22 protein-coding genes and 1 pseudogene are annotated in these 24,461 nt (G+C 67.5%); 18 read left to right on the forward strand and 5 right to left on the reverse strand.

What is annotated here, in order from left to right; genetic code table 11:
* Positions 1-3 precede the first annotated feature (3 nt).
* The 9 genes from NGM07_RS21870 to NGM07_RS21910 all read left to right on the forward strand — a co-directional run bounded on the left by NGM07_RS21870 (position 4) and on the right by NGM07_RS21910 (position 9,655).
* Positions 4-1,278, forward strand: a complete 1,275-nt coding sequence (locus NGM07_RS21870; protein ID WP_253520446.1) for a M24 family metallopeptidase — start codon at positions 4-6, stop codon at positions 1,276-1,278.
* Between the two features lie 158 nt (positions 1,279-1,436).
* Positions 1,437-2,291: a DUF4013 domain-containing protein gene (locus NGM07_RS21875; protein WP_253520448.1), complete on the forward strand. Its 855-nt coding sequence runs from the start codon at positions 1,437-1,439 to the stop codon at positions 2,289-2,291.
* Positions 2,288-3,235, forward strand: a complete 948-nt coding sequence (locus tag NGM07_RS21880) for a DUF4013 domain-containing protein (protein ID WP_253520450.1) — start codon at positions 2,288-2,290, stop codon at positions 3,233-3,235. Before NGM07_RS21875 ends, NGM07_RS21880 begins: the two co-directional genes overlap by 4 nt.
* Positions 3,236-3,339: 104 nt before the next feature.
* Positions 3,340-4,374, forward strand: a complete 1,035-nt coding sequence (locus NGM07_RS21885; RefSeq protein WP_253520451.1) for an LLM class flavin-dependent oxidoreductase — start codon at positions 3,340-3,342, stop codon at positions 4,372-4,374.
* A gap of 167 nt (positions 4,375-4,541) precedes the next feature.
* Positions 4,542-5,804 carry an ABC transporter substrate-binding protein gene (locus tag NGM07_RS21890; protein WP_253520453.1) on the forward strand — a complete coding sequence of 421 codons (1,263 nt, stop codon included), beginning with the start codon at positions 4,542-4,544 and terminating at the stop codon, positions 5,802-5,804.
* 1 nt (position 5,805) lies between these two features.
* Positions 5,806-7,770 (forward strand): ABC transporter permease, encoded by a 1,965-nt coding sequence (locus NGM07_RS21895; RefSeq protein ID WP_253520454.1) that lies wholly within the window; start codon positions 5,806-5,808, stop codon positions 7,768-7,770.
* Complete coding sequence (locus tag NGM07_RS21900; protein WP_253520456.1) at positions 7,770-8,618, forward strand: ABC transporter ATP-binding protein; 849 nt, start codon at positions 7,770-7,772, stop codon at positions 8,616-8,618. Before NGM07_RS21895 ends, NGM07_RS21900 begins: the two co-directional genes overlap by 1 nt.
* On the forward strand, positions 8,615-9,382 hold the full coding sequence (locus tag NGM07_RS21905) for an ABC transporter ATP-binding protein (RefSeq protein ID WP_253520458.1): 768 nt from the start codon (positions 8,615-8,617) through the stop codon (positions 9,380-9,382). Before NGM07_RS21900 ends, NGM07_RS21905 begins: the two co-directional genes overlap by 4 nt.
* A gap of 75 nt (positions 9,383-9,457) precedes the next feature.
* Complete coding sequence (locus NGM07_RS21910; protein ID WP_253520459.1) at positions 9,458-9,655, forward strand: hypothetical protein; 198 nt, start codon at positions 9,458-9,460, stop codon at positions 9,653-9,655.
* Positions 9,656-10,299: 644 nt separating this feature from the next.
* On the opposite strand, the gene NGM07_RS21915 is transcribed toward NGM07_RS21910, so the two are convergent.
* Positions 10,300-10,713, reverse strand: coding sequence for an EamA family transporter (locus NGM07_RS21915; RefSeq protein ID WP_253520461.1), 414 nt, complete (start codon positions 10,711-10,713; stop codon positions 10,300-10,302).
* A 187-nt stretch (positions 10,714-10,900) separates the two neighbouring features.
* Here NGM07_RS21915 and NGM07_RS21920 point away from each other — a divergent pair, with 187 nt between their 5' ends.
* Positions 10,901-12,373 (forward strand): PGF-CTERM sorting domain-containing protein, encoded by a 1,473-nt coding sequence (locus tag NGM07_RS21920; RefSeq protein ID WP_253520463.1) that lies wholly within the window; start codon positions 10,901-10,903, stop codon positions 12,371-12,373.
* A gap of 112 nt (positions 12,374-12,485) precedes the next feature.
* Here the strand turns inward: NGM07_RS21920 and NGM07_RS21925 are convergent, their stop codons facing one another.
* Positions 12,486-12,914 (reverse strand): helix-turn-helix domain-containing protein, encoded by a 429-nt coding sequence (locus NGM07_RS21925; protein ID WP_253520464.1) that lies wholly within the window; start codon positions 12,912-12,914, stop codon positions 12,486-12,488.
* Between the two features lie 130 nt (positions 12,915-13,044).
* Between NGM07_RS21925 and dgoD the strand changes: the two genes are divergently transcribed.
* From dgoD to NGM07_RS21955, 6 genes and pseudogenes are all read left to right on the forward strand, one after another.
* Positions 13,045-14,193 (forward strand): galactonate dehydratase, encoded by a 1,149-nt coding sequence (dgoD, locus tag NGM07_RS21930; RefSeq protein ID WP_253520466.1) that lies wholly within the window; start codon positions 13,045-13,047, stop codon positions 14,191-14,193.
* A gap of 1 nt (position 14,194) precedes the next feature.
* The gene (locus NGM07_RS21935; protein ID WP_253520468.1) at positions 14,195-14,533 is read left to right on the forward strand and encodes a DUF8048 family protein; all 339 of its coding nucleotides are present in this window, start codon (positions 14,195-14,197) and stop codon (positions 14,531-14,533) included.
* A gap of 69 nt (positions 14,534-14,602) precedes the next feature.
* Positions 14,603-15,247: pseudogene (locus NGM07_RS21940) on the forward strand (TIGR00266 family protein); the annotation flags it as partial.
* A 640-nt stretch (positions 15,248-15,887) separates the two neighbouring features.
* A complete protein-coding gene (locus NGM07_RS21945; protein WP_253520470.1) occupies positions 15,888-16,667 on the forward strand; it encodes an SDR family NAD(P)-dependent oxidoreductase in 780 nt (259 codons plus the stop codon).
* 221 nt (positions 16,668-16,888) lie between these two features.
* Entirely contained in the window at positions 16,889-17,245 is a 357-nt protein-coding gene (locus NGM07_RS21950) for a HalOD1 output domain-containing protein (RefSeq protein ID WP_253520472.1), read from the forward strand.
* Between the two features lie 159 nt (positions 17,246-17,404).
* A complete protein-coding gene (locus NGM07_RS21955; RefSeq protein WP_253520474.1) occupies positions 17,405-17,665 on the forward strand; it encodes a hypothetical protein in 261 nt (86 codons plus the stop codon).
* Positions 17,666-17,678: 13 nt separating this feature from the next.
* Here NGM07_RS21955 and NGM07_RS21960 read toward each other — a convergent pair whose 3' ends face one another.
* The 3 genes from NGM07_RS21960 to NGM07_RS21970 form a co-directional block, all read right to left on the reverse strand.
* A complete protein-coding gene (locus NGM07_RS21960; RefSeq protein WP_253520475.1) occupies positions 17,679-19,799 on the reverse strand; it encodes a S9 family peptidase in 2,121 nt (706 codons plus the stop codon).
* A gap of 252 nt (positions 19,800-20,051) precedes the next feature.
* Complete coding sequence (locus NGM07_RS21965; RefSeq protein ID WP_253520477.1) at positions 20,052-21,812, reverse strand: asparagine synthase-related protein; 1,761 nt, start codon at positions 21,810-21,812, stop codon at positions 20,052-20,054.
* Between the two features lie 234 nt (positions 21,813-22,046).
* Positions 22,047-23,129 (reverse strand): TrmB family transcriptional regulator, encoded by a 1,083-nt coding sequence (locus NGM07_RS21970; protein WP_253520479.1) that lies wholly within the window; start codon positions 23,127-23,129, stop codon positions 22,047-22,049.
* 144 nt (positions 23,130-23,273) lie between these two features.
* On the opposite strand from NGM07_RS21970, the gene trxA reads away from it, so the two are divergent.
* The gene (trxA, locus tag NGM07_RS21975) at positions 23,274-23,708 is read left to right on the forward strand and encodes a thioredoxin (RefSeq protein ID WP_253520481.1); all 435 of its coding nucleotides are present in this window, start codon (positions 23,274-23,276) and stop codon (positions 23,706-23,708) included.
* Positions 23,709-23,904: 196 nt separating this feature from the next.
* Positions 23,905-24,459, forward strand: a complete 555-nt coding sequence (locus NGM07_RS21980; RefSeq protein ID WP_253520483.1) for a class I SAM-dependent methyltransferase — start codon at positions 23,905-23,907, stop codon at positions 24,457-24,459.
* The last annotated feature ends 2 nt before the right edge of the window (positions 24,460-24,461 follow it).

Consider the following 24,461-nt stretch of genomic DNA (forward strand, 5'->3'; position numbering starts at 1 on the left):
TGCATGGGTTTCTATCAGCGCGACTTCATGGAAGGTACCCGCGGGACGATGGGCGTCGACTGGGAGGAGCGCATCGACTTCCAGCGGATGCGCGCCGAGCGCAAGGAACGCGCCGTCGAACGGATGCGCGAGGCCGGCCTCGGCAGCATGCTCCTGATAAACGACCCGAACGTCAGGTACGTGACCGGCCTCGCCATGACCGGCGGGAGCGGCGCCGACCACTACACCCTCCTCACGGAGGACGGCGACGTGGTCCACTGGGACACCGCCGACCACGCGAGCAACCAGCGGTTCAACTGTCCGTGGCTCGACGACATTCGGTACGCCGCGCCGGGCCTGGGCAACGTCCCCCGCGCTTCCGGGCGAGATTCGGCCCGCGATTGGCTCAAGGGCAAGATGGCCGACCTGATCGTCGAAGCGATGGACGAGTACGGCGTGAAGAAGGAGCCGATGGGCATCGACGTGGGCAATCAGGCCCTGATTTCGAAGTTCGAGGACCGGGACGTCGACGTCCGTCCCGGCGAGTGCGCGCAGGTGATGGAGGACGCCCGGAAGGTCAAGACCCGCGACGAGATCGAGTGCCTGCGGATGGTTGCGGCGCTCTGCGAGGCCGGCTTCCAGCGCATCACCGAAACCGCCAAGCCCGGCATGCGCGAGTCGGAGGTCTGGGGCGAGGCGACCAAGGAACTCTGGCGTCTCGGCGCGATGGTCCAGGGCGGCTACGTCACCTCGGGGCCGAACACCTGGCCCAAACACCAGGCCAACACGACCGACCGCGTCATCCGGCCCGGCGACCTGGTCTACGCCGACTTCTACAACATCGGGTTCATGGGCTACCGGTCGTGTTACTACCGCACCTTCAGCGTCGGCGAACCCACCGCGGCCCAGCGGGAGGCCTACGAGAAGGCCCGCGACGACCTCTACGACGTGCTCGAACGCATCGAACCCGGCGCGACCACCGACGACATCTGCGAGGGGTTCCCCGACGAGGAGGGCGAGCACATGGACTGGTACGGCGCCGAGGACTTCTGGGAGATGACGACGAACCACTGGGCCCACGGACTGGGCCTCCAACTGTACGAAGTGCCGCTCATCTGGCGGGGCATCTCGCCCGACCACCCCATCGAGATCGAGGAGGGGATGACGATGGCCGTCGAGACGATGCGACCGGCCGACCGCCAGGGGGTCCGGGTCGAGGAGATGGTCGTCGTCCGCGAGAACGGCGTCGAGATACTGAGCCAGTGGCCCGTCGAGGAGATCACGACCATCGAGCACTGACGGCGCTGTCGGCCCCGGTGGGCCGTCTGACGTCGGCGATACCTCGCGGCGAAAAAGGGGTTCTTGCCCGGGCAACCGCGCGGAAACGAAAGCCGCCCAAACTGTCAGAAGACGGCCGAAAAGACTAATCGAAGCTCTATAGCAGAACGTCGGGAGAGATGGGGGAAGACGGCCGGCGAACGCCTGCGCCTTATTTCGAGCAGTTGGAGGAGCAGGTCAAGACTGCGCTGCTCGGGGGGTTCCTCTGGTACTACGGGACCGTCACGGTCGTCCCGTTGATCTTCGTCTGGGGGTACCTGATCGGCGTTCTCCGTCGTTCGACGCGAGCGGAGAAGGGGTACCCGTCGTTCTCGGAGTGGCGTGTGATGTTCTGGGACGGAGTGAAGGCGTACGGCATTTGGTCGGTGTACCTCTCTATTCCGATAATAAGCATCACGCTCGAAGAGCGGGGAACGGTAGAAAGCGGGAAGATCATGGCCGCGTTCTTGGTGCTGCTCGCGGGTGGAGGTATACTGGCGATTCTGGTCCCGTACGGAGGTGAAGCGCTGGGCATCATCGGTCAGAAACGCGACGAAATTCCGGGACCCATTTTCGACCAAATCGCAGTTCAGTGGGACCGCTTCCTGTTACTGTTGTTGGTCTGGTACGTCACTCCGGCGGCGTTGATGAAACTGTCCACCCGTAGTAACTTCTTCGACGGTTTCGACTTCACCTCGCTCCGTACCATCCTCACGGACAGACGGTACGTACTCGCGTGGCCGTTCTTTCTCCTCAGTTGGCTAGTCGGATACCTGTTCCTTCCGCTGACGGCGAACACCCTCTCGAATGCCGTCTGGAGTACGGGCCGAAGATACGGGTTTCTCGGACTGGGCAACGTGTTTGCCGAAGCTATCGTCACCATCTTCTCTATCTTCTCGTTCTGCTTCCTGGTCGCATCTTTCACCATAATCGGACGAGTGTGGGCCACCATCCAGACCGAAAGCGAGTCCGACGCGGTCGGAGACGAAGGATGAGCCGACGGCTGATTTCGGAGTCTGCCGAGTTTTCTGCGAAAGCGAGAACGCTACTCCTCGGCGGATTTCTCGTCACGACCGGGAACGTCCTCTTCGTCTTCTTCGTCGTCGGATACCTGGTCAAGGTCGTAGAGGTGAACGCGAATCGCCGAACGTCCGTCCCCGAAATCGGGGGGTTGAAAGAGTTGACAGTCGACGGACTCGCGGGCCTCGCGATATGGACGACGTGTCACCTACCGGCGTTGCTCACCCTGTTTTACATGGGTGAAGTGTTCTTCATCACGACTGACGGCTTCCGAGAGTCGGCTTCGGACAGTTACCTCGTTTCGCTGTTCGACCTCTTCGGAATCGACGCGCTTTCGGAGGATTACTTCACCGCTCTCGTGGACTGGTTGGGAATCGGAATCGGCGGAGCGGGCGGTGTCTCCCGGGACCTCCTCCGAATCCTGCAGGACGTCGCCGTCGCAACGAACACGGTTCCGTCCGCGTACCTAGCCGGCGACCCACACGGCATCGAAGGGGGACTGCGGTTGGCGTACGTCGCTTCGCTACTGTTCGGACTGTATCTCACGCCCGCGATGATGGCTTACTACGCCGACCGCGGGACCGCAGTCTCTACGGAGGGGATACGGCGCGTATCGCGGTTCGTCTTCAGTTACCGCTACGTCAAGAATTGGCTCGTCGCGTCGGCCCTCTGGACCACGAGCGGTTTTCTCTTCGTACTGTGGAACGCCTGGCGGACGAACCCGCGTTTAGTCCGCAGGCCGGAGTGGACCATCGAACGAGTAGGGTTTCTTCCCGTGGTCCGGGTTCCGACTCAACTGGGGATGGTCAGCACCCTGTTCTTGCTGTCGGCAGGGATACTTTCGTTCGCTTTCCTCGTCATCGGTTACTCGCTTGTAGGAACTGCGTGGGGCGACAGTCAAACCGAACGCCGGTCGTGAGAGCCGATTCTCGGACGTCCGTACTTCGTCACCGTCGGCGAGTTTCCCGCTCCGCCGACTCATACCTTATAAAGCATTAAGGCCCGGCCGGCCGACGTTCCGGTATGGAAATCGGGACGGGCCTGTTCACCTGTCAGCGACGACCCGACGACGACCGCTCGATGGCCGAACTCTACGACGAGATGTTGGCCCTCGGGCGGGCCATCGACGAGTCGGGACTGGCTAGCGCGTGGGTCTCCGAGCATCACTTCGCCGAGGACGGCTACCTCTCGGCGACGATGCCGGCGCTCGGGGCGCTGGCGGCCGAAACCGAGAACGTCGAACTCGGCACCTGCATCGCGCTCGCGCCGCTGTACGACGGGGTGCGACTCGCCGAGGACGCCGCGACGGTCGACCTCCTCTCGGACGGGAGACTCACGCTCGGCCTCGCCATCGGCTCGAACCCCGAGGAGTTCGAGCAGTTCGGCGTCCCCCGGGAGGAACGCGTCGAGCGACTGGCCGACACCACCGACCTGCTCCGGGCGGCGTGGTCGCCCGGCCCGCTCGACTACGACGCCGAGTTCCACGACGTCTCGCCCGACGCGACGGTGACCCCCAAGCCCGACTCGGAGATTCCCGTCATGTACGGCGGGTCGGCCAAACCCGCGGTCCGCCGGGCCGCCCGGGTCGCCGACGCGTGGTGTGCGCCCTCCGCGCTCTCGGTCGAGGGCGTCCGAAAGCGCGTCGAGGACATCCGGAACGTCCGCGCGGAGGAAGGGTTGCGCGTGGACGCCGACGAGGCCGGCGACGCGGACGACGACTTCCAGATTTACGTGCTCCAGCACGGCTTCGTCGGCGACTCCGAGGAGGACGCCTGGGAGGCGATGAAGGAGGGCTACCTCTACATCCAGCGGCGCTACGCCGAGATATTCTCGGGCGAGGAAGTCGAGGAGTTGCCCGACGAGCGCGTGCGAGAACTGAAAGACCAGGCCATCTACGGCACGCCCGAGCAGGTAATCGACGGACTGGAGGAGTACCGTGAGGCGTTGGGCGACGATATCCACTTCGTCTTCCGGACCTACCACCCCGGCATCGGCACCGACGCGATGGTCGAGTGCGTCGAGCGACTGGGCGAGGACGTCGTGCCGCACTTCGAGTGAGCGACGTTCCTCGCTCGTCCGTCGTCGGCGGTACATCTTCGCCCTGAAGCCGACCGCGTTCACACCGACAGAGAACCTTCCTGCCGTCCGATTCGGACTTCTTGTAAGGTAGACCTACCGTCACATTCGAGCCGATGATTTATTATGCAGTATTCCGCCTTACCGGTATGGGTCACGAAACCACGTGCCGCGGTAACGATGGACGGACGAACACGATCGGATCGCGGCGGACCTTCCTTCGCCTCGCGGGGGCGGTCGGAGTCGGCGGACTCGCCGGATGCGTCGGTGGGTCCGGAACCGCGCAGGACATCGGGACGGTGAACTACGGCGTCCTCAGCCCGATGACCGGCCCGTACGGCGGCCTCGCCCAGGGCCAGCGCCAGGGGGCGAAGCTCGCGGTGAAGCACGTCAACCAGAGCGACCAGTTCGGCTTCCAGGTGAAGGCCGTCTACGACGACACCGAGGCCAAACCGGCGGTCGGGACCCGGAAGGCCCAGAAAGTCGTCGACCAGAACGACGTCCAGTACATCATGGGCGCCATCTCGAGTTCGACCGCGCTGGCGCTCAACTCCTTCGCCGCCAAGGAGGAGGTCATCTACAACCCCGGCGCGGCCGCCCTGCCCATCACCGGCGAGAAGTGCAACGAGTACGTCTTCCGGGCCGAAACCAACACCGCCCAGGTCGCGGAGGGCGTCGCGCCGTGGACGGTGAACAACCTCGGGACGAAGGTGTGGTTCCACGTCGCCGACTACGCCTACGGCAACTCGGTGCTCAGGGAGTGGCGCTCGCGGATGAAGAAAGCCAACAGCAGTTTCACGGAGGCCGGCGTCTCGAAGTCGCAGTTCGGCGCGAGCAACTTCGGGTCGTACATCAGCCAGATATCGAACTCCGACGCCGAGGTCGCGGTGCTGGGCATGACCGGCGGCGACCTCATCAAGTTCGTCAAGCAGGCCGCCAACCAGGGGCTCAAGCAGAACGTGAAGCTGATGAGCCCGACGATGACGTTCCAGGTCGTCCGCGGGGCGCTCGGGCCGGCGGCCGTCGGCACCTACGGCGGCGTGCGGTACGTCCCGAAGATAGACACCGGCGACAACCAGGACTTCGTCTCGGCTTACAAGGAGGCGTACGGGTCGGAGCCCGACAACTTCGCCCGGGTCGCCTACGACTCCATCCGGATGACCGCCCACGGTATCAAGGAGGCCGGGTCGAACGACCCGGAGGAGGTCAAGGACGCGCTTCCGGGACTGCAAGTGCCGAGCCTGTTCGGCCAGAACCAGTTCCGGAAGTGCGACCACCAGGCGTTGAACCCCGTGTGGGCCGGAGAACTCGTCGAATCGAGTTCGGGGAAGATGGCGGACGTGAAGCTCCGTTCGAAGATAGAGGGCAAGAACGCCATCCCGCCCTGCGACAGCGTCAACTGCGACCTCTAACATGGTCGGCCTCACGGGGTTGTCAGAGCAGTTGCTGAACGGGTTGACCATCGGGATGGTGTACGTCCTGATAGCCGCCGGCCTCTCGGTCATCTTCGGCGTGATGGACGTCATCAACTTCGCCCACGGCGAACTGTTCGCGCTCGGGGCGTACTTCGCGTTCGCCGTCGCCGCGCCGTTCGGCGGGTTGGGCTTCTGGGTCGCGCTCCTCGTCGCGCCGCTGCTGGTGGCGGTCGTGGGCGCGGTCATCGAGCGGTTCACGCTCCGACCGCTGTACGACCGGAGCCCGCTCTACCACATCCTGCTGACGTTCGGGCTGGTGCTCATCGTAAACGACCTCATCACGCTGGTCTGGGGCAAACAGGCCAAGTCGTTCGCCGCGCCCGCGATACTCGACGGGCCGGTGGTCCTGTTCGGCGTGACGAACTCGCTGTACAGCTACTTCATCATCGCCTTCGGGGCGGCGCTGGCGTTCGCCACCTGGTGGGCGCTGGAGAACACCCGGTTCGGCCTCGTGGTCCGGGCCGGCTCGGAGGACCGCGAGATGGTCCGGAACCTCGGCATCGACATCGACCGCTACTATACCCTCGTCTTCGCGGCGGGCGCGGCGCTGGCCGCGGCGGCGGGCGTGGTCCTCGGTGCCCACCAGAACGTCAACCCCGGGATGGGGAACTCGGTCATCATCCCGGCGTTCGTCATCGTCGTGCTCGGCGGCCTCGGTAGCTTCCGCGGCGCGGTGGTCGGCGGCCTCGGCGTCGGCGTCGTCCAGACGCTCGCGCGGACGTACGTCCCCTTCCTGGAGGGTCTGGTCGTCTTCCTGCTCATGATTCTCGTCCTGCTCGTCCGGCCCGAGGGGCTGTTCGGCGAGAGCGACGGCGGCGAGGACGAGGGCGAACTACTCACGGGGCGAGGCGGCGGTGTGCTCACCGACCGCCAGCGGTTCGGCCTCGGCGTCGCCGTGGTCGGATTGCTGGCGCTCGTCCCGCTCGGAACCGAGGTACTCTACTCGGAGTACGCCGTGACGCTGATGACCGACGTGCTCATCTGGGCGCTGTTCGCGCTCAGCCTCGACTTCGTGATGGGCTACGCCGGACTCGTCTCGCTCGGTCACGCGCTGTTCTACGGCACCGGCGCGTACGCCGCGGTGCTCGTGTTGCTCCACGTCACGACCTCGGCGTTCGTCGCGCTTGCGGCCGCCGTGGCGGTCTGCGCCGTCATCGCGTGGGTCATCGGCTACTTCTCCATCCGGGTTTCGGGCGTCTACTTCTCGATGATCACGCTGGCGTTCGCCCAGTTGTTCTACAACGCGGTCGTGAAGTTCGAGTGGACCGGCGGGAGCGACGGCCTGTTCGGCGCCGACGTCGTCTACGGTATCGGCGGCGTCGCCATGGAACTCGACGACATCGCCGAGCTAATACCGGTCGTCGGCGAGGACGCGCTGTTCTACTACTTCCTGCTGGTGGTCGTGGTCGGGTCGTATCTGCTGGCCCGCCGGATGATGCGGGCGCCGTTCGGGAGCGTGCTCCAGTCCATCCGGGAGAGCGAGCGCCGCACCGAGTTCATCGGCTACGACGTGACCGCCTACAAGCGCCGCGGCTTCGTCGTCAGCGGGGCGCTGGCGGGACTCGCCGGCGGCCTCTTCGGCATCCACAACGGCTACGTCGCGCGGTCGCTGCTCCACTGGACCAACTCGGGCGAGGTCATCGTGATGACGGTGCTCGGCGGGATGGGCACCCTCTACGGTCCGATGGTCGGTGCGGGCGTGTTCATCGGCTTCCAGGACGTGCTGTCGTCGTACACCGGCCACTGGCAGTTGGTGCTGGGAACCGTCTTCGTCGTCTTCGTGGTCGCGCTCCCGCGTGGACTGGTGTCGCTGCCAGAGAAGGTCTTCGAGGTCGCAGGTCGTCGGCCCCGACCCGGCGACTCGCGGAGCGACGAGACGCTGGCCGAGGAGGTGAACGAGTGATGGCGGCGAGCGACGAGGAGGCCGACGCGAACCCGGCCGATGGGAATGGTTCGGCGGCGGTCGCCGAACCGACCGCCGCCGACCCGGAGGACCCCGTCCTCCGGACCGAAGGCCTCACCAAGCGGTTCGGCAACTTCACCGCGCTCGACGGCGTCGACCTCGCCGTCGAGCGCGGGGAGTTCCGGAGCGTCATCGGCCCCAACGGCGCGGGCAAGACCACGCTGTTCAACTGCATCACCGGCGCGCTCGTCCCCTCGGCGGGCCGGGTGTTCTTCGAGGGCGAGGACGTGACCGACGTCGCGCCCCACGACCGGGTGCGACGGGGCATCGGCCGGTCGTTCCAGATAAGCACCGTCTTCGGCGGCCTGTCGGTCCGGGAGAACGTCAGGCTCGCGGCCCAGTCGGTCGCCGACGACGACATCCCGCTCGTCCGGCAGTTCCTCACGCCCACCCGGCGGTTCGAGTCGGTCGAGAGACGGACCGACGAGGTGCTCGCCGAAATCGGCCTCGACGACCGGGCCGACGAGTACGCCCACGCGCTGGCCCACGGCGACCGGCGGCGACTCGAACTCGGCCTCGTGCTGGCGACCGACCCCGACCTCGTGATGCTCGACGAACCGACAGCGGGGATGGGCAGCGAGGAAACCCAGCGCACGATGCGACTCATCGACGACGTGCTGGCCGGACGGACCCTGCTGCTCATCGAGCACGACATCGATCTCGTGATGAGCGTCTCGGACGCCATCACGGTGCTCAACCGCGGGGAGGTGCTGGCGACCGGGACGCCCGAGGCCATCGCCGACGACGACGCGGTCCAGCAGGCGTACCTCGGAGGTGTCCGAGAATGACGGGCGAGAACCGGCGGGGCTCGCGCCTCGACGCGGGGGCCTGCCCCGACGACCCGCTCCTCGACGTGACCGACCTCGTCTCGGGCTACGACGAGACGGAGGTGCTCCACGGCGTCTCGCTCTGCGTCGCCGAGGGCGAGATCGTCTCGCTCGTCGGGCGCAACGGCGCGGGCAAGACCACGACGCTGCGGTCGATTCTCGGGAGCGTCGAACCGACGGCCGGCAGGGTCGCCTTCCGCGGCGAGGACGTGACCCGGCTCTCGCCCGAAGAGACGGTCCGCAGGAACGTCGCGTTCGTCCCCGAGGAGCGCCGGGTGTTCCCCGGCTTGACGGTGCGCGAGAACCTCCGGGTGGGTCGGCTCGGCGGCGGCGAAACCGCCGAGCGCAGGTCCATCGATGAGGTGCTCGCGACCTTCGAGAACCTCGGCGAGCACCCCGACAGGCTCGCCGGCGCGCTCTCGGGCGGCGAACAGCAGATGCTCGCCATCGCGCGGGCGCTGGTCGGCGGGGCCGACCTGCTGATGCTCGACGAACCGACCGAGGGACTCGCGCCCTACGTCGTCCGGCGGGTCGAGGAACTGGTCGCCGACCTCAACGACGAGGGTATCTCGGTGCTGCTGGTCGAGCAGAACGTTCAGGTCGCGCTCGAACTCGCCGACCGCCACTACGTCCTCGACCGGGGTGAAATCGTCTACCACGGCACCTCGGAACAGCTCCGGGAAGACGAGGAGGTGATGGACCGCCACCTCGGCGTGACGACGTGACCGGACCCTCGACGCCGTCGAAGCGCATCGCTATCGCACTGCACACTTATCTATCCCCGGAACGTCAGTTCCCGCATGGCCATCGCGTGGCGACAACTGGTGACGCAGTTTCTGGTGATGATGCTGCTGTACTTCCTCATCGTCATCGTCCTCATCCAGTTGGGCATCGACAGCCTGGTTCTGCGGGTCGGGGTCGCGCTCCTGGTCGCGTTCGGCTATCCGGCGCTACTTCGTCGCATCGGGCGCGCGCCCCCGGCCTGGCAACGGGACTAGGAAACGGAGGGTACGAGAAGACGGTGCGAAACCACGTCTCGGGTCGAGAAGCCGTCACGCGGTCTTTCTCTTTAGTGGTAGCAACTTCAGGTTCTACCGACGTGCGACGCTAGCTAATCGTGATGCAAATGAGTGACCGCGACTTGGTTAGAAAGAATACGACCGCCAGGAACACGACTTGTCTAAGAGGAATACGGCCGCTACTTACACTCCACAAATGAGTGACCGCAGCCACGTGCCTCCCCAACCGACTCCCTCGTTCGCGCCTCTCCGAGGCGCTCTCTCGGTCGTCCCTCACGCGAACGCGGCGCGAGGCGCCGCGTTTCCGCGCGCCACGTCAAAAGCCAGTTTCGCGCACCTTCGATGGTACTTTCGGCGCGCGAAGGCGCACCCGGCAGGGTGCGACCGTGCGAGGGATGACTGAGCGACGAAGGCGCGAAGGAATCGGCTGGGGAGGCGTGTGGCGGTCGCGGTGCGGTTGCGGTTCTCATATGTAGAGTGTGCGGTCGCAGTCTAGGCGGTCGCAGTCAGAGCGGCCACGGTCGCAGTTGTGATTCCGGTTGCGTTCGGTCTCTCCTCCCTCAACGTTGAGTGTGAGTCGACAGCGCACAGCAACGACGTCCCACCCAAAATGAAGGAAGGCGCTACGACGAGAGCAACACCACAGCGCCGACCGCGAGCGCGATGCCGGCGAGGTCGCGGGCGTCGACGGGTTCGCCCAGGAGCGCGATGCCGATGCCGACCGCGACCACGAAGTAGAGGCCCGTGACGGTGGTCGGGAGCGCGGTCGACCCGCGCTGGAGCGCCGTGTAGTAGGCGATGGACCCGACGCCGGAGGCCAGGCCGCCGGCGACGGCGTAGCCGACGCCCGCGCCCGAGAGCGTCGGCGCGTACCCCTGCGCGAGGATGTATCCGACCGCGACCGAGACGCCCGCGACGTAGGAGACGTCCATCGCCACCTCGGGCGCGAGCGTCTCGGTGGCGAACTCCGCGAACACCGCCCAGACGCCCCACGACACCATGCCGACGCCGGCCAGCAGGAGCACGGTCCGGTTCACGTCCCGACCGTCGCCCGCGGCGGATTTACCGCCTTCGAATTCGACGGCGACCGCTCGGCGCCCCGCAGGGGCGTCAGGCCGAGCCTACGCCGCGACAGGCACCGCCGGACGGACCGGGCAGGCGCCCCGAGGCGTACGACAGTCGGCCCATAACAAACTCGCTTCCGGCCCGAAACGCGAACAGGTCATGAAAAGATACGTACACCTTCTGCTGGCGGCGCTCCTCGTCGGCGGGAGCGTCGCCGGAGCGGGCGCGTTCGCGGCCGCGGCCGCGAACGCGCCCGTCTCGACGGGGGAGGCCGCGGAGTCGAACGAGGCCACGAAGTCGAACGAAGTTACGGCGTCGAGCGAGGCCACCGAGCGAGAGGCGCTCCGCGAAATGCCGGCGGTGACGGACGCGGTCTCGCAGAACGTCACCGAGCGGTGGCGCCGGACCTACGGCGGGAGCGGCGACGACATCTTCGCCGACGTTGTGCGAACCGACGACGGCGGCTACCTGCTCGCGGGATGGAAGGGCGGCGACGACCGCGACAGCTGGGTCGTCAAGGTCGACGCCGAGGGCCACCGGCAGTGGGCGAAGACGTTCGGCGGGTCGGGCACCGACCGCTTCTACGGCGTGGCGAAGACCGACTCGGGCTACGTGCTGGCGGGCCGCACCGACCGCGAGGGAGGCGCGAAGGGCTGGATCCTCGAACTCGGCCCCGGCGGCGAGCGCCGGAGCGAGCGCACGCCCGGGCCGGGCGCGTTCTACGTGCTCGAAGCCGACGACTCGGGGTACGTGCTGGCGGGGTGGACCCGCGGCGACGGGACAGAGGGCTGGGCGATGAAACTCGACCGGAACGGCTCGCGGGCGTGGGCGCGAAGCTACGCGCCGCCCGAGGGCTACGACGCGGGCTACGTCCGCGACGTGGTCCCCGCGAACGACTCGGCGGGCTACTACCTCGCGGGCAAGATCGAGGGCGACAGCGACGACGCGTGGGCGCTGAAGGTCGGCGCGGACGGTGCGAAAGCGTGGAGCGCCACCGCCGGCGGCGCGAACAGGGACGACGTGTGGGCCGCCGCGCCCGCCGACTCCGGACTCGTCGTGGTCGGCGAAACCGAATCGAACAGCACCGGGCCGCGCGATGGCTGGCTGGTGAAGTTCGACGGCGACGGGACGAAGGCGTGGGAGCGCCGCCATGGCGGCGAGGGCGTCCAGTGGCTCGATTCGGCGATGCGGACCGACTCGGGCTACCTGTTCACCGGGAGTTCGACCGCCGGGCCGGTCGGCGGCGCCGACGGCTACCTGCTCGCGACCGACGCCGAGGGCAACGCCCGGGCGTCGACCTACGTCGGCACCGACTCGTGGGACAAGCCGTGGCCCCACGTTCGCGCCCACGACGGCGGCTACGTGCTCGCCGGCCAGACCTCCGGCGACGGCGCGGCGGGCAAGGACGGCTGGCTGGTCCGGGTCGGACCATTCGTGTCGGCGAACGGGAGCGGAACCGCGGGCGCCGAAACGACGAGCGGGACGACCGCAAACGCCCTCGACGGAGACACCGAAACCGCGACCGCCAGCGGCGGCACCGCGGGCGGCGTGCCCGGATTCGGCGTCGCGGCCGCGCTGGTCGCGCTCCTGGCGGCCGCGCTGGTCGGCGGCCGACGAATCGGGCGACGGTGAAACCGCGGAAGCGGAACGGGACGAGAGGAGCGGGGCGACCGAAGCGCAGAGAGACGACCGAAGTTCGCCGGAATACGCAAGGTTACGCCGAACTACGCCGGGCTACACCGAACTACGCCGGATTGACGTCCTCCTCCCGGAGGAGTCGCCGGATGTGCCCGACGGAGTAGGAGACGCCGAATTCGCGCTTGACGTAGTGCCGGACGAGTTCGGGCGTCCACTCGGCCGCGTCGTAGCCGTACGCCCGGGGGTCGTCGGCGACCGCGTCGAACAGTTCGCGTCGTTGCTCGCGGTCGAGTTCCGACGGTCGGCCCGGTCGCTCGTCGTCCTCGACGGCGGCGTCGAGCGGTTTCTCGTCGAGGCGGTCGAGCCAGTAGTAGAGCGTCGACTTCGGGATGCCGTAGCGGTCGGCCAGCGTCGTGACGGCCACGCCGTCCTTGTACGCGAGCGCGACCATCAGGCGCTTTGCAGCCTTCGGGCTCTCGGCCGCGGCGAGTTTCTCCCGCAGGGTCTCGCTCGAGACGCCTTCAAGCTTGTCCATCGATTGTAATTTTCACTTGGCGGAGTTATAATTGTGTCCGTTCGCGGCCGGCCGAGGCGAGTCGTTCGAGTCGGGCGAATCGACGCGTCATCACCGGGATTTACCGATAGGGGGTACGTAGCCCGGGACGATGAAGATCGTGGACTACGAACTGTTCGAGGTGCCCCCGCGCTGGCTCTTCCTGCGCGTCGAAACCGACGACGGCCTCGTCGGCTGGGGCGAACCGGTCGTCGAGGGTCGGGCACACACCGTCCGGGCGGCCGTCGAGGAACTGATGGACAACTACCTGCTCAGCGAGGACCCGCTCCGCATCGAGGACCACTGGCAGACGATGTACCGCGGGGGGTTCTACCGGGGCGGTCCTGTGCTGATGTCGGCCATCGCGGGCATCGACCAGGCGCTCTGGGACATCAAGGGCAAGCACTTCGGCGCGCCGGTCTACGAACTGCTCGGCGGCCGCGCCCGGGACCGCGTGCGGGTCTACCAGTGGATCGGCGGTGACCGACCCGCCGACGTGGGCGCGGCCGCCCGCGAGAAGGTCGACGCCGGCTTCACCGCGCTGAAGATGAACGCCACGCCCGAGATGGAGCGAGTCGATTCGCCGGCCGCGGTCGCCGAGGCCGAGGCGCGAATCGCGGAGGTCCGCGAGGCGGTCGGCGACCGGGTCGACATCGGCGTCGACTTCCACGGCCGGGTCGCGAAGTCGATGGCCAAGCGCCTCGCGGCGGCGCTCGAACCATACGAGCCGTTCTTCGTCGAGGAGCCGGTGTTGCCGGAACACAACGACGCCCTTCCCGAGATCGCCGCCCACACGACGACGCCCATCGCGACTGGCGAGCGGATGTACTCGCGGTGGGACTTCAAGGAGGTGTTCGAGTCGGGCGCGGTCGACGTCATCCAACCCGATCTGAGCCACGCCGGCGGCATCACCGAGGTCAAGAAGATCGCCAGCATGGCCGAGGCCTACGACGTGGCGCTCGCGCCCCACTGCCCGCTCGGCCCTATCGCGCTGGCCTCCTGCGTGCAAGTCGACGCCTGCACACCCAATGCGCTCATCCAGGAGCAGAGCCTCGACATCCACTACAACGAGGGTAGCGATGTCCTCGACTACCTCGCCGACCCCGCCGTCTTCGAGTACGAGGAGGGGTACGTCGAACTCCCGGACGGGCCGGGGCTGGGCATCGAAATCGACGAGGACGTCGTCCGCGAGCGCGCGGGCGAGGTGAACTGGCACAACCCCGTCTGGCGCCACGCCGACGGAAGCGTCGCGGAGTGGTGAGATGCCCGACGACCCGCTGGCGGCGTTCCCAGACGTGACCGACGAGGACGACCGCGCGCTGGTGGCGCGCCACCAGCGCGCGGTCCAGGACTTCGAGGGACTGTCGGTCGACGGTCTGGTCTACGAGTACCGGACGAGGTTCCACCAGGACCCGCAGGTGGCCCGGGACGAGACGGCCTACTACCTCTCGGTTCGGGACCACGTCTGGGACGAGTTCGGCGACCGGATGGACCTCTCGGAGGCGGAACTGACGAGGTTGAAGGCCGCCCACGCCGCCCAGTTCGAGGCGAGCGTCGGCGAACCGGCTGACGACGCCGCGATGATTCTGACGCGGGAGTGACGGGCGCTCCGGGTTCGTCGACTCCGGGGTGCCACCACAGTAACGGCGGTCGCGGTCGTACCGCGTCCGATGCGACACGAGATTTCGTACCGACCGACCTTCGCGCAGTTGAAGGTCGCGCTCGACCGCGGGGAAGCGATTCGAGCCGAATCCGGCGCCATGCTCGGCCACACCGCCGGCATCGACCTCGAGACGGGGACTGGCGGCGGCCTGCTGGGGTCGCTCAAACGCACCGTGCTGGGCGGCGAGTCGTTCTTCGTCAACACCTTCGCGGCCAGGGAGCCGGGGTCGGTGACGTTCGCGCCCCGACTCCCCGGCGACGTCGTCGAGCGCGAACTGGGCCAGGAGTCGGTGTTCGTTCAGTCGAGTTCGTTCCTCGCGGGGACGCCCGGCGTCGAACTCGACACGAAGTTCGGCGGCTTCCGGAGTTTCTTCGCGGGCGAGGGGCTGTTCCTACTCAGGCTGACCGGCCCCGGCACCGCGTTCCTCTCAAGTTTCGGCGCCATCGACCGGATTCCGCTGGCCGCAGGCGACCGGTACACCGTCGACACCGGCCACGTCGTCGCGTTCGACGCCTCGGTCGACTACTCGGTCCGGCAGGTCGGCGGGCTGAAGTCGACGCTGTTGAGCGGCGAGGGACTGGTCGTGGAGTTCGAGGGGCCGGGCGCCATCTGGACCCAGTCGCGGAGCCCCGACGCGTTCCTCGACTGGATCGCCTCGAACGTCTCGTCGGGCGGGGCGGTCGTTCCGGTCGGCGACGTGGGGCCGGACTCGCAATCCGGAAGCGGGGAACCTGCGGCCGGACGCGGTGGACGGGGGTCCGGAACCGGACGCGGCGGGGCGAACGCCGCGAAGTCGGCGGGCGGTCCGACGAAGCGTCGGGGGTCGACGTTCGCGGTGACGCGGCCTGGGTCGAGAGGCGGTCGGTCCGGCGGTAGCGGTCGAGGGGACGGAGGTCGCGGAAGCGGAGGTAGTCGGGGAGCCGCCGGCGGTCGCAAGGGCGCCAGTCCGGACGGTGGTGGGAGTCCGAGACGGAGTAGTCGAAGCACCGGCGGTAGCCGCGGCGGAGGCGGCGGTTCGAGTTCGTCTCGTCGCTCCGGCGGAAAGCGGCCCTGAGCGTGGCGGGCAGTGAGCGATTCCGAATAGCGTGTGTTCGGGCCGACCGGCGTCGGATAGCCCGACGCCGGTCGGCCCGAGCGCGCGGCGGGACGAAGGAGTGAAACCCCGGGCCGCGGAGGTGCGAGTGTACTCTCGTCTGTAACTCCGCGAAGATGCTCACGAGGACATCCCGTCTCGTGCACGCAAACACCGTCTTTTACGTCACGCCGCTCCGGAGAGTTACAGACGAGAGTATATGAACCGATTCGACGACTCCGCGGTGCTGGTCACCGGGTCGACCAGGGGCATCGGCGAGGGTATCGCGAAACGATTCGCCCGCGAAGGGGCGTCGGTCGTGGTCACCGGCCGCACCGAGGAAGACGGCGAGGCGACCGCCGCCGAAATCCGGGACGACGGCGGCGACGCGACGTTCGTCAGGGCCGACATGCGCGACCCCGACGACATCGCGGCACTCGTCGACGCCACCGCCGAGGAGTACGGCCGACTCGACGTGCTGGTGAACAACGCCGGGGTGGAGACGAACACCTCGGTGACCGAGGCGACTCTCGACGACTGGAACCTCGTGGTCGAAACCGACTTCCGGGCCTACTGGCTCGCGGCGAAGCGCGCGGTCGCGCACATGGACGAGGGAGCCATCGTCAACGTCTCCTCGAACCACGCTCTCCTGACGATGCCCGAGATGTTCCCCTACAACGCCGTGAAGGCCGGTATCGACGGGATGACTCGCGCGATGGCGCTCGACCTGGGTCCCGACATCCGGGTGAATACCGTCAACCCAGGCTGGGTCGCCATCGACCGCACCGAGAGCGACCTGACCGACGAGGAGCGCGCCGAACTCGAGTCGGTCCACCCCGTCGGCCGCCTCGGGGACCCCGAGGACGTGGCCGGGGCCGTCGCGTTCCTCGCGAGCGACGACGCCGGCTACGTCACCGGGACGAACCTGCTGGTCGACGGCGGCCGCACGGCGGTCTTGCAGGACGACACGCTCCCGGACTATCGACGGGAGCGACGCTGACCCCGGGCGAACGCGAATCGAGGCTGGGCGAGACGGATCGCCGAACCTCCAAATCGTCCGACGGGAAATCGGTCGTTTCCGAGGTCGGTCGCCCGGGAGCCGCCGAACGACGGCGTTGACGGCGTCTGAGAGGGGCTCGGTCGACCTCGAATCGTGAATTATTTATTTCATAACTCCGACTCACGCGTAAACCGATCGCGGAAAACGGTTCGAGAGAAACCATGCACGACGACGCAACACTCACGGAGCGAGTGCCGGAGTTCGACCGAGACGGCCGAGCGGCGTACCGAGTCGAGACGACCGACGACCTCGACCTGACGGCGGCCATCGTCGCCGCCGTCTCGGAGATCAGCGACTGCGACCCGGTCGGAGAGGGCCCAACGCTCTACGACGCCGTCGACCCCGACGCGCTCGACAAGTTGTTCGCCGACCGTCACGACGGTGCGCCCCGCACCGGCGGGCGAGTCGTCTTCGACGTCCAGGGCTGTCGCGTCGAGGTTCACGCCGACGGCTGTCACCTCGTCTACGGACCCGAGCGGACCCCCTCGACGACGACTTCGCCCATGGGACTGCCGTAAGCGCCCCGGCGCTCCCGCGGACGGCCGGCGTGCCGGTCGAACCCTCCCGCCGGGAGATTCCCCGGCGGTGTGTCGTCACTCGCGGATGACCGGTCAGAACGCGGATGCGGAAAGATGATGTGACCGCGGCCGATGACTCGGTCAAGGAGCGATTACCGAATGGCCGTCGAGAACAACGTCACGTTCTGGGAGATGTTCCGCGAACTGCCGGTCCGGACCGCGTTAGCGAGTTTCTTCCCCGTCTTCATCGGTGCGGCACAGTTGGTGAACGGTTACGTCCACGGCGTCCCCGTGACCCGGACGGGGATGTTTGCGGTGGTGATGGCGGCCGCGGCGGTGCTGGCGACCCAGTACCACCTCGTCGAGTTCCGACGAGTGAAACTCCAGCGGGACCTCGGCCTCGGGCCGTTCGACGACTGAGACGGATTTTCGGTCAGTCGTAGCGCTCGAACCACTCCGATAGCTGTTCGAGGCGGTGAATCGCGCGGTCGGGGTCGCCGATAGCGTGGTGTTCGTCGGGGTAGACCACCAGTCTCGCCGGGACGCCTCGTTTCTTGACGCTGACGTACAACTGCTCAGACTGGGAGGGCGGACACCGCCAGTCCTCGCCGCCCGCGGTCACGAGCAGCGGCGTCTCGACGTCGCCCACGTCGGTGATGCTGGAGGAGGCGTCGTACGCCTCGGGGTTCTCCCACGGCACGCCGTAGTCGTTGTCCCACCAGACGTGACAGTCGTCGGTGCCGTACGCCGAGCGGAAGTCGTAGACGCCGTGTTCGGCCGCGGCCGCCGCGAAGCGGTCGGTTTCGGCCACGAGGTAACCGGTGGTGATGCCGCCGTAGGAGAAACCGGTGGCGTAACAGCGGTCGCCGTCGGCCCACCCGCGGTCGACCAGTTCCTCGACGCCCGCGAGCACGTCGGCGGTTTCTCGGGGTCCCCACTCGCCGCGAATTTGCTCGCTGAACGTCCGGCCGTACGACGAACTCCCGCGGTAGTTGGGCCGGAGGACGACGTAGCCCTGCCCGGCGAAGTAGGCGTACTCGAACTTGAACTCGGGCGCGTCGTAGGCGACCGGGCCGCCGTGGATGGACGCGACCAGCGGTCTGGGGTCGTCCTCGTCGGGGTCGAACTCCGGCGGCAGGTACGCGAGGGCTTCTATCTCCTCGCCGTCGGACTCGTACGTGATTCGCCGACACTCGGGCAGGGCGCGGTCGGCGAGGAGGTCGGCGTTGAGTTCGGTGAGTCGGGTCGGCTCCGAGTGGTTCTCGCCATCTTCCGATTCCTCACCGCCGAGCGCGTCGACCGCGACCGCGTAGGCGTCGACTCCCTCGCGAGGGTCCGAGAGGAGCGCGACCGCAGTCCCGCCGGCGGCGTCGAAGCCGACGACGGTCCGGTCGCGGCCCTGGGCCTCGAAGACGCGCTCGGGGTTGCCGTCTTCGTGGAATCGAACGAGGCGAGTCAGCCCCTCGTCGCCGACGGGCGCGAGCACGTCGTCGCCGTCCCACGCGAGAGCGCCGAAGCCCGCGACTGTCCGGTCGAGGTCGCCCGACCGCGACTCGTAGTCGGTCAGTTCCGAATTCCGGTTCGCGTACACTTCGGCCGGGCGGTAGCGATTCTCGGCGTCCTTGGCTGCGAACGCCAGGCGGCCGCCCTCCGGGTGCCAGCGAACTCCCGAGGCCGTGAGCGTCGAGTCGGTCAGTTTCCGGCAGTCGGAGCCGTCTGGCGCGACGGTGTAGACGTCGAGCACGTAGTTGTCGTCGGGTCGCTCGGTCCGGTTCGAGAGGAACGCGATGCGGTAGCCGTCGGGCGACCACCGCGGTTGCATCCCGTACGCCGGGAGCCACGCCCCGCGGTCGGCGTGGGCGTCGTCGAGTCGCTCGGCCTCGCGGGTTTCGCAGTCGACGACGAACAGGTAGGTGGTCACGTCGTCGAGGTACCCTTGGCCGTCGTACTTGTGCTGGAGGCGCTCGGTGACGACCGGACCGTCGTCTTCGCGCCGGGATTCGAGGTACTCGCGCTGGTCGTCGGTCGGGTCGCGGGCCGCCGCCACGACGCGCTCGCCGTCGGGTCCCCAGTCGAAGTCGCTCGCGCCCTCCTCGAACTCGGTGACCTGGCTGGCGTCGCCGCCGAGTTCGAGGTCGAACGTCCAGACCTGGGATTTGGGGTCGTCGTCGGGACCGTTCGCTCCGTTCGCGTCGTTCTCGTCCGATTCGCCCTCGTCTTCGTCCCCGCCGGCGTCTCCGTCCTCGCCCGCGTTCTCGGCGTCGGCCGGAGGTCGAGATACGTCGATTTCGGCGTCCGTCTCGCGAGCGGCGAGGAAGCCGAGTTTCGAGCCGTCGGGGCTCCACTTCGGGGCGCTCGCGTCGGACGCCCGCGAGAGGCGGTGGGGCGGGCGAGAGCCATCGGTCGGGACGACGAACAGCGAAGACCGACGCTCGTCGGCCTCGGCGTCGAACTCGTGGACGACCAGCGCCGCGCGGTCGCCGTCGGGTGAGACGGCGACGTCGACGGGCCGGCGCAGGTCGTAGAAGTCCTCCGTTTCGAGTGGTTCGGGCATAGGACCGTGGTTGTCGTCGGGCGTCATGAACGTACGGGCACGAGCAATCTAGATGGGTCGGTGGGAAGGTTCGGTTCGCTGTTAATCAGTTTCGGGAATCGACGAGACGAGGACCACCTCGAAAGCCTCCGGACTCCTGGTGTGCGCAGTCGCGGTTGTGGTTGCGGTCGCGTTAGACGTTTACCGCGAGTACGTTTCGTCGCGAACGGGCGGGGTTTTCGGAAATTCCCTGTTCGAGCGAACGCTCGACCGTCAGTCCAGCGCTTCCTGCATCCACACTTCGAGGTTCAGCACGCCCGAGATGGCGCCCCACTCGTTGTCCTCGCCCGAGAAGTGAGCGCGTTGAATCTCCTCGACGGCGTCGCCGTCGAACAGGTCGCGGTCGGCCGCCGAGTCGAGCCACCGGTTGACGGTGTCGCGGACGTCGCCGTTCCGACGGGACCACTCGGACCAGCGGGCCGGCCGGCCGGTCAGGAACTGCCAGCGGAGTTGCTTGGCGACGTACCCCGCGTCCTGGAGCGGAAGGGGCCGCGACGGCGCCATTCCGGTGCGCTCGTAGCGGATGTCGTCGAGGTCGTGGTCGAGTTTCATCAGCACCTCGCGCTTCAATGGCGACATCGACCGCGGGATTCTACCGCCCGAGAACGGCACCGTCCCCCGGCGGAACCGCTCGAAGGGCATGCTCGCCGACTGGTCGAGGAAGTCGCCGTCGGCGAACGGGACGCGCATGCCGACCTGGCTCCGGACCGGCTTGTTGCCCCGGAAGTGGCTGTTCTTTGGGAAGTTTCGGAACCAAGTGTCCATGATGCGGCCGGGAACCGACGACTTGGTGCTCTCGGAGACGGCGGCCCGGACCGAGCGGTCGGGGTCGACGTCGTCGGCGAGGAGCGACCGGACCGTCGCGGGCGACTGGCGGCGGAACTCCAGCGTCGAGAGGAACGCCTTCGTCGCCGAGGGCGCGTCGAGGTGGGAGGTCCAGATCTCCTCGCCGAGGAACTCGCCCTGCGGGGCGGCCTCCATCATCACGTCCACCTTACTGTGGAGGTCGTCGAAGACGAACGCGGGCGCGACCAGATTCTGGTGGGGTACCATCCCGTCGGTCGCCCGGACCGACCGTCGGTAGTCGCGCTCGAAGCCGTCCGGCGTTTCGAGCACGAGGTCGTTGTCCACCCCGAGGGCGTCGGCGACCTGCCGGGCGGGTTCGAGGTTCGACTCGTCGGGCGGGTTCGAGTCGTAGGTGAACGTCCGGAAGGGACCGTACTCCTCCCGGAGCACCGCGGCCATCGTCCGACTGTCGAGTCCGCCCGACAGCCAAAGGCCGAGTTTCCCGTCGACGGTGTCCGAGACGTCGCTCACCGCCTGACGGTACGTTTCGACGGTCCGGTCGACGTACCCCTCCTCCGGCAGTCGGGCGAACGTGGGTTCCCAGTAGCGGTTCACCGAGAGGTCGCCGTCGCGGTAGCGGAGCATCGACGCCGGCGAGAGCGCGGTGACTTCCTCGGCGAGCGTCTTGTCGCCGAACGCGAAGCCGAAGGAGAGCAGGTCCGAAGCGGTCCGGGCGTCGACCTCGAAGTCGTCGAGTCGGGCCAGCACCGCGCCGAGGTCCGAACTCACCGCGAGGCCGTCGGGCGTCTCGGCGTAGTAGCATTCCCGGGTGCCGACCTTGTCGGAGGCGACCAGCAGTTCGCCGTCGCGGTCCACCGCCGCAAGCAGGAATGGGCCGCTGAGTTTCGGGAGGACGACCGTGGGACGGTCGAGCACGCGCTCGAAGATGTCGGCGACCGACAGTCCGAGGCGGTCGTGGTTCGAGACGGCGCCGTAGAGGACCCCCGCGCCGGCCTTGCCCTCCCACGTCGCGTGGCCGCCGGGGTCCTTCTCGCCGTGGTGGACCAGCGCGAGTCCGGCGTCTCCGCGTTCGAAACGCTCGGTTTCGTACCACTCCTCGTCGTCGAGGTCCTCGGCCATCGACGCGAGGGCGTCTCCGGTCGTCGTTCCGCCCGCTATCCCTACCATGAACGCCGCAACCACCGAACGATACATTGTTATTCGCCGGTCAACGGCCGGCAGAAATTGCCGGCCGACTATAGCCGGCACGTACCGACGAGAAACGGCAGGATTACCGGCGTTTTCCCCGCGTTATTTCGTCGTTTCTGGGGAAGTTGCGTTAAGATCGCGGGTTTTCTGCCTTCTTCCCACACATACGTCAACATCGTTTCCGAACCTCGTCTCGCCCCCGGACGCGGCGACTCACTCGGGCGTCTCGACCGACTCGACCGTGATTCGGGTCGCTTCGACGTCCTCGACGAACGCGCCCCATCCGCCGACGGTGTACTCGGTGCCGTCGTCGCCCGAGAGGTGGACGGTCACCTTCCCGGCCAGTTGGGCCAGCGGAATCCCCTCTTCGCTGTCGGTCGAGACGCCCGCGTAGGTGGCCTCGGTGATGGTGCCCGAAATCTCGCAGGGGTCGCCGCCGCCGGTCCGGTACCCCCGAACCGTCGCCCGAACGGTCGCGCCGTCGGCGAGCAGCGAGTTCAGTTCGCGGACGCACTCCCGGATGTTGGTGTACTCGAAGGGCGGTTCGGTCGAGCGCGAAGAGTACACCACGTCCCAGACCTCCCACAGCGACGTGAGGAAGAACCAGTGGAAGACGTAGGTGAGCGTGTAGTCGTCGACCAGCACCCCGTACTGGTTGACCGACCGGTCGTGGGGTGCGAAGCAGGCCTTCGTGCGGTCGACGATGGCCAGAAACGGCGAGGGGAGTTTGCGGTGACGGACCTCGCTCACCGCGTCGGCGAAGGCGTCCCGGTCGGGGACCGTCGCGGGGTCGGTGGTGTGTATCGATACCTTCACCACCGCGTCGTTCTCGCGAGCGCGCTCCAGTTGCGGCCGGAGCGCCCGGAACTGCTCGGGCGACACCGACAACTGGACCTCGTTGTCGGCGTCGGCGACGAGGTCGCGGGCGCGGTCGAGCACCGTGTCGAAGCGCTTGACGATGCTCACCATGTGGTCGTCGACCGGCGGGCGCTCCCAGCGCTCTTCGATCTCGTCGGCCGCGGTTTCGAAGGTCGCGGCCTGTTCGCGGAGGTTGGCGAGCACTTCGCCGGGGTCGTGGGCCCGGGCGTGGAGGCTGTCCTGTTCGTACGTCTCGATGTAGCCTGCGGCTTCGAGGTCCCGGAGGACGTCGTAGATGCGGGCCTGCGGCACCGAACAGGCCTCGGCGATCTCGACCGCCGAGGCCTTGCCGAGTTCCAGCACCGCGATGTACGCGGCGGCCTGGTACTGCGACAGGCCGGCGGTTTCCAGCGCCGCGCGGAGGTGCTCGGTCTCCATCCCTTAGCGGGGGGTGTCGGCGGCGGCAGTTAAGCCCACCTCTTTTCCCGCGCTCCCGGGACGAATCCGAGTCGAATCCGCCGCAACCGGTATTGTGTGGATTTCGCACAACGGTTAAATCGGTGGGACCCCAAACGACGAGCGATGAGCGACGACGAACTCGAATCCATCCGCGAGAAGAAACGCGACGAGCTTCTGGGACGAGAAACGGAAGCGGACGGCGACGGCGCAGACGACGGGAACACCAAGAGCGCCGTCGGACCCGGCGAACCGATTCACGTCGAGAGCGTCGAGCACTTCTCGGAAGTGACCACCGACTACGGCGTAACGCTAGTCGACTTCCACGCCGACTGGTGCGGGCCGTGCACCATGCTCGAACCAGTCGTGGACGCCGTCGCGCGCAAGACCGACGCCGCGGTGGCGAAGGTGGATGTCGACGACCACCAGGGGCTGGCGAGCCAATACGGAGTCCGCGGCGTCCCGACGCTGCTCTTGTTCGCCGACGGCGAGCAGGTCGAACAGCTCGTCGGCGTCCAGGACGAGGGTCACCTGACGAAGCTCGTCGAGCGACACGCCTGAGCGACGACATCTCCGTTTTTCGCTATTTCTCGTGCGCTTTTCACATGTTCCCTGACTTTTCGACGACTCGCCGCGGTCGTAGCAGAAGTTTCGCAACGGCAAGTTCGGGCGGGTCGGTACACCGACCCGCCCGAATCAAGACGATTGTGCGGTGGTCCCACAGTCGTTAAGCCGGTCCGGCGACCACGTTCGGACGATGGGCTTTCACACCTTCGACGTCGACCGGGCCGACAAACTCGAAGACGAATCGCGCTACCGGTACTGCTCACGCGAGGAACTGGTCGCGGCGCTCGACCCCGACCCGGCGGATGCTCTCGCGGACCTCGGGAGCGGGACCGGCTTCTACACCGACGACGTGGCTCCCTTCGCCGGGGAGGTCCGGGCGGTAGACGTCCAGTCGGGGATGCACGACCTGTATCGGGAGAAGGGCGTGCCGACGAACGTCGAACTCGTGACCGCCGACGTCGCGGACCTCCCGTTCGCCGACGGAGAACTCGACGGCGCGTTCTCGACGATGACCTTCCACGAGTTCGCGGACGAGGGGTCGCTCGCGGAGGTCGCCCGAGTGCTGAAGGAGGGCGCGCGCTTCGCAATCGCCGACTGGAGCGCGAACGGAGACGGCGAGAGCGGCCCGCCGGTCGCGGAGCGCTACGACCGCGACGAGGCGGTCGACATGCTCGAAGCCGCCGACTTCGAGGTCGTTCGGGCCGACGAGCGCCCCGAGACGCTGTTCGTCGTCGCCCGGCGGTGAGT

It is taken from the genome of Halorussus vallis (assembly GCF_024138165.1).
Taxonomy (GTDB): domain Archaea; phylum Halobacteriota; class Halobacteria; order Halobacteriales; family Haladaptataceae; genus Halorussus; species Halorussus vallis.

Excerpts from the sequence above, each read along its gene's own strand:
- NGM07_RS21890 (WP_253520453.1), top strand. The coding sequence starts at position 4,542 with ATGGGTCACGAAACCACGTGCCGCGGTAACGATGGACGGACGAACACG.
- NGM07_RS21875 (WP_253520448.1), top strand. The coding sequence starts at position 1,437 with ATGGGGGAAGACGGCCGGCGAACGCCTGCGCCTTATTTCGAGCAGTTG.
- NGM07_RS21955 (WP_253520474.1), top strand. The coding sequence starts at position 17,405 with ATGGCCGTCGAGAACAACGTCACGTTCTGGGAGATGTTCCGCGAACTG.
- NGM07_RS21960 (WP_253520475.1), bottom strand. The coding sequence starts at position 19,799 with ATGCCCGAACCACTCGAAACGGAGGACTTCTACGACCTGCGCCGGCCC.
- NGM07_RS21910 (WP_253520459.1), top strand. The coding sequence starts at position 9,458 with ATGGCCATCGCGTGGCGACAACTGGTGACGCAGTTTCTGGTGATGATG.
- NGM07_RS21970 (WP_253520479.1), bottom strand. The coding sequence starts at position 23,129 with ATGGAGACCGAGCACCTCCGCGCGGCGCTGGAAACCGCCGGCCTGTCG.
- NGM07_RS21895 (WP_253520454.1), top strand. The coding sequence starts at position 5,806 with ATGGTCGGCCTCACGGGGTTGTCAGAGCAGTTGCTGAACGGGTTGACC.
- NGM07_RS21925 (WP_253520464.1), bottom strand. The coding sequence starts at position 12,914 with ATGGACAAGCTTGAAGGCGTCTCGAGCGAGACCCTGCGGGAGAAACTC.
- NGM07_RS21935 (WP_253520468.1), top strand. The coding sequence starts at position 14,195 with ATGCCCGACGACCCGCTGGCGGCGTTCCCAGACGTGACCGACGAGGAC.
- NGM07_RS21870 (WP_253520446.1), top strand. The coding sequence starts at position 4 with ATGGGTTTCTATCAGCGCGACTTCATGGAAGGTACCCGCGGGACGATG.
- NGM07_RS21965 (WP_253520477.1), bottom strand. The coding sequence starts at position 21,812 with ATGGTAGGGATAGCGGGCGGAACGACGACCGGAGACGCCCTCGCGTCG.
- NGM07_RS21905 (WP_253520458.1), top strand. The coding sequence starts at position 8,615 with ATGACGGGCGAGAACCGGCGGGGCTCGCGCCTCGACGCGGGGGCCTGC.
- NGM07_RS21885 (WP_253520451.1), top strand. The coding sequence starts at position 3,340 with ATGGAAATCGGGACGGGCCTGTTCACCTGTCAGCGACGACCCGACGAC.
- dgoD (WP_253520466.1), top strand. The coding sequence starts at position 13,045 with ATGAAGATCGTGGACTACGAACTGTTCGAGGTGCCCCCGCGCTGGCTC.
- NGM07_RS21880 (WP_253520450.1), top strand. The coding sequence starts at position 2,288 with ATGAGCCGACGGCTGATTTCGGAGTCTGCCGAGTTTTCTGCGAAAGCG.
- NGM07_RS21980 (WP_253520483.1), top strand. The coding sequence starts at position 23,905 with ATGGGCTTTCACACCTTCGACGTCGACCGGGCCGACAAACTCGAAGAC.
- NGM07_RS21920 (WP_253520463.1), top strand. The coding sequence starts at position 10,901 with ATGAAAAGATACGTACACCTTCTGCTGGCGGCGCTCCTCGTCGGCGGG.
- NGM07_RS21950 (WP_253520472.1), top strand. The coding sequence starts at position 16,889 with ATGCACGACGACGCAACACTCACGGAGCGAGTGCCGGAGTTCGACCGA.
- NGM07_RS21945 (WP_253520470.1), top strand. The coding sequence starts at position 15,888 with ATGAACCGATTCGACGACTCCGCGGTGCTGGTCACCGGGTCGACCAGG.
- NGM07_RS21900 (WP_253520456.1), top strand. The coding sequence starts at position 7,770 with ATGGCGGCGAGCGACGAGGAGGCCGACGCGAACCCGGCCGATGGGAAT.
- trxA (WP_253520481.1), top strand. The coding sequence starts at position 23,274 with ATGAGCGACGACGAACTCGAATCCATCCGCGAGAAGAAACGCGACGAG.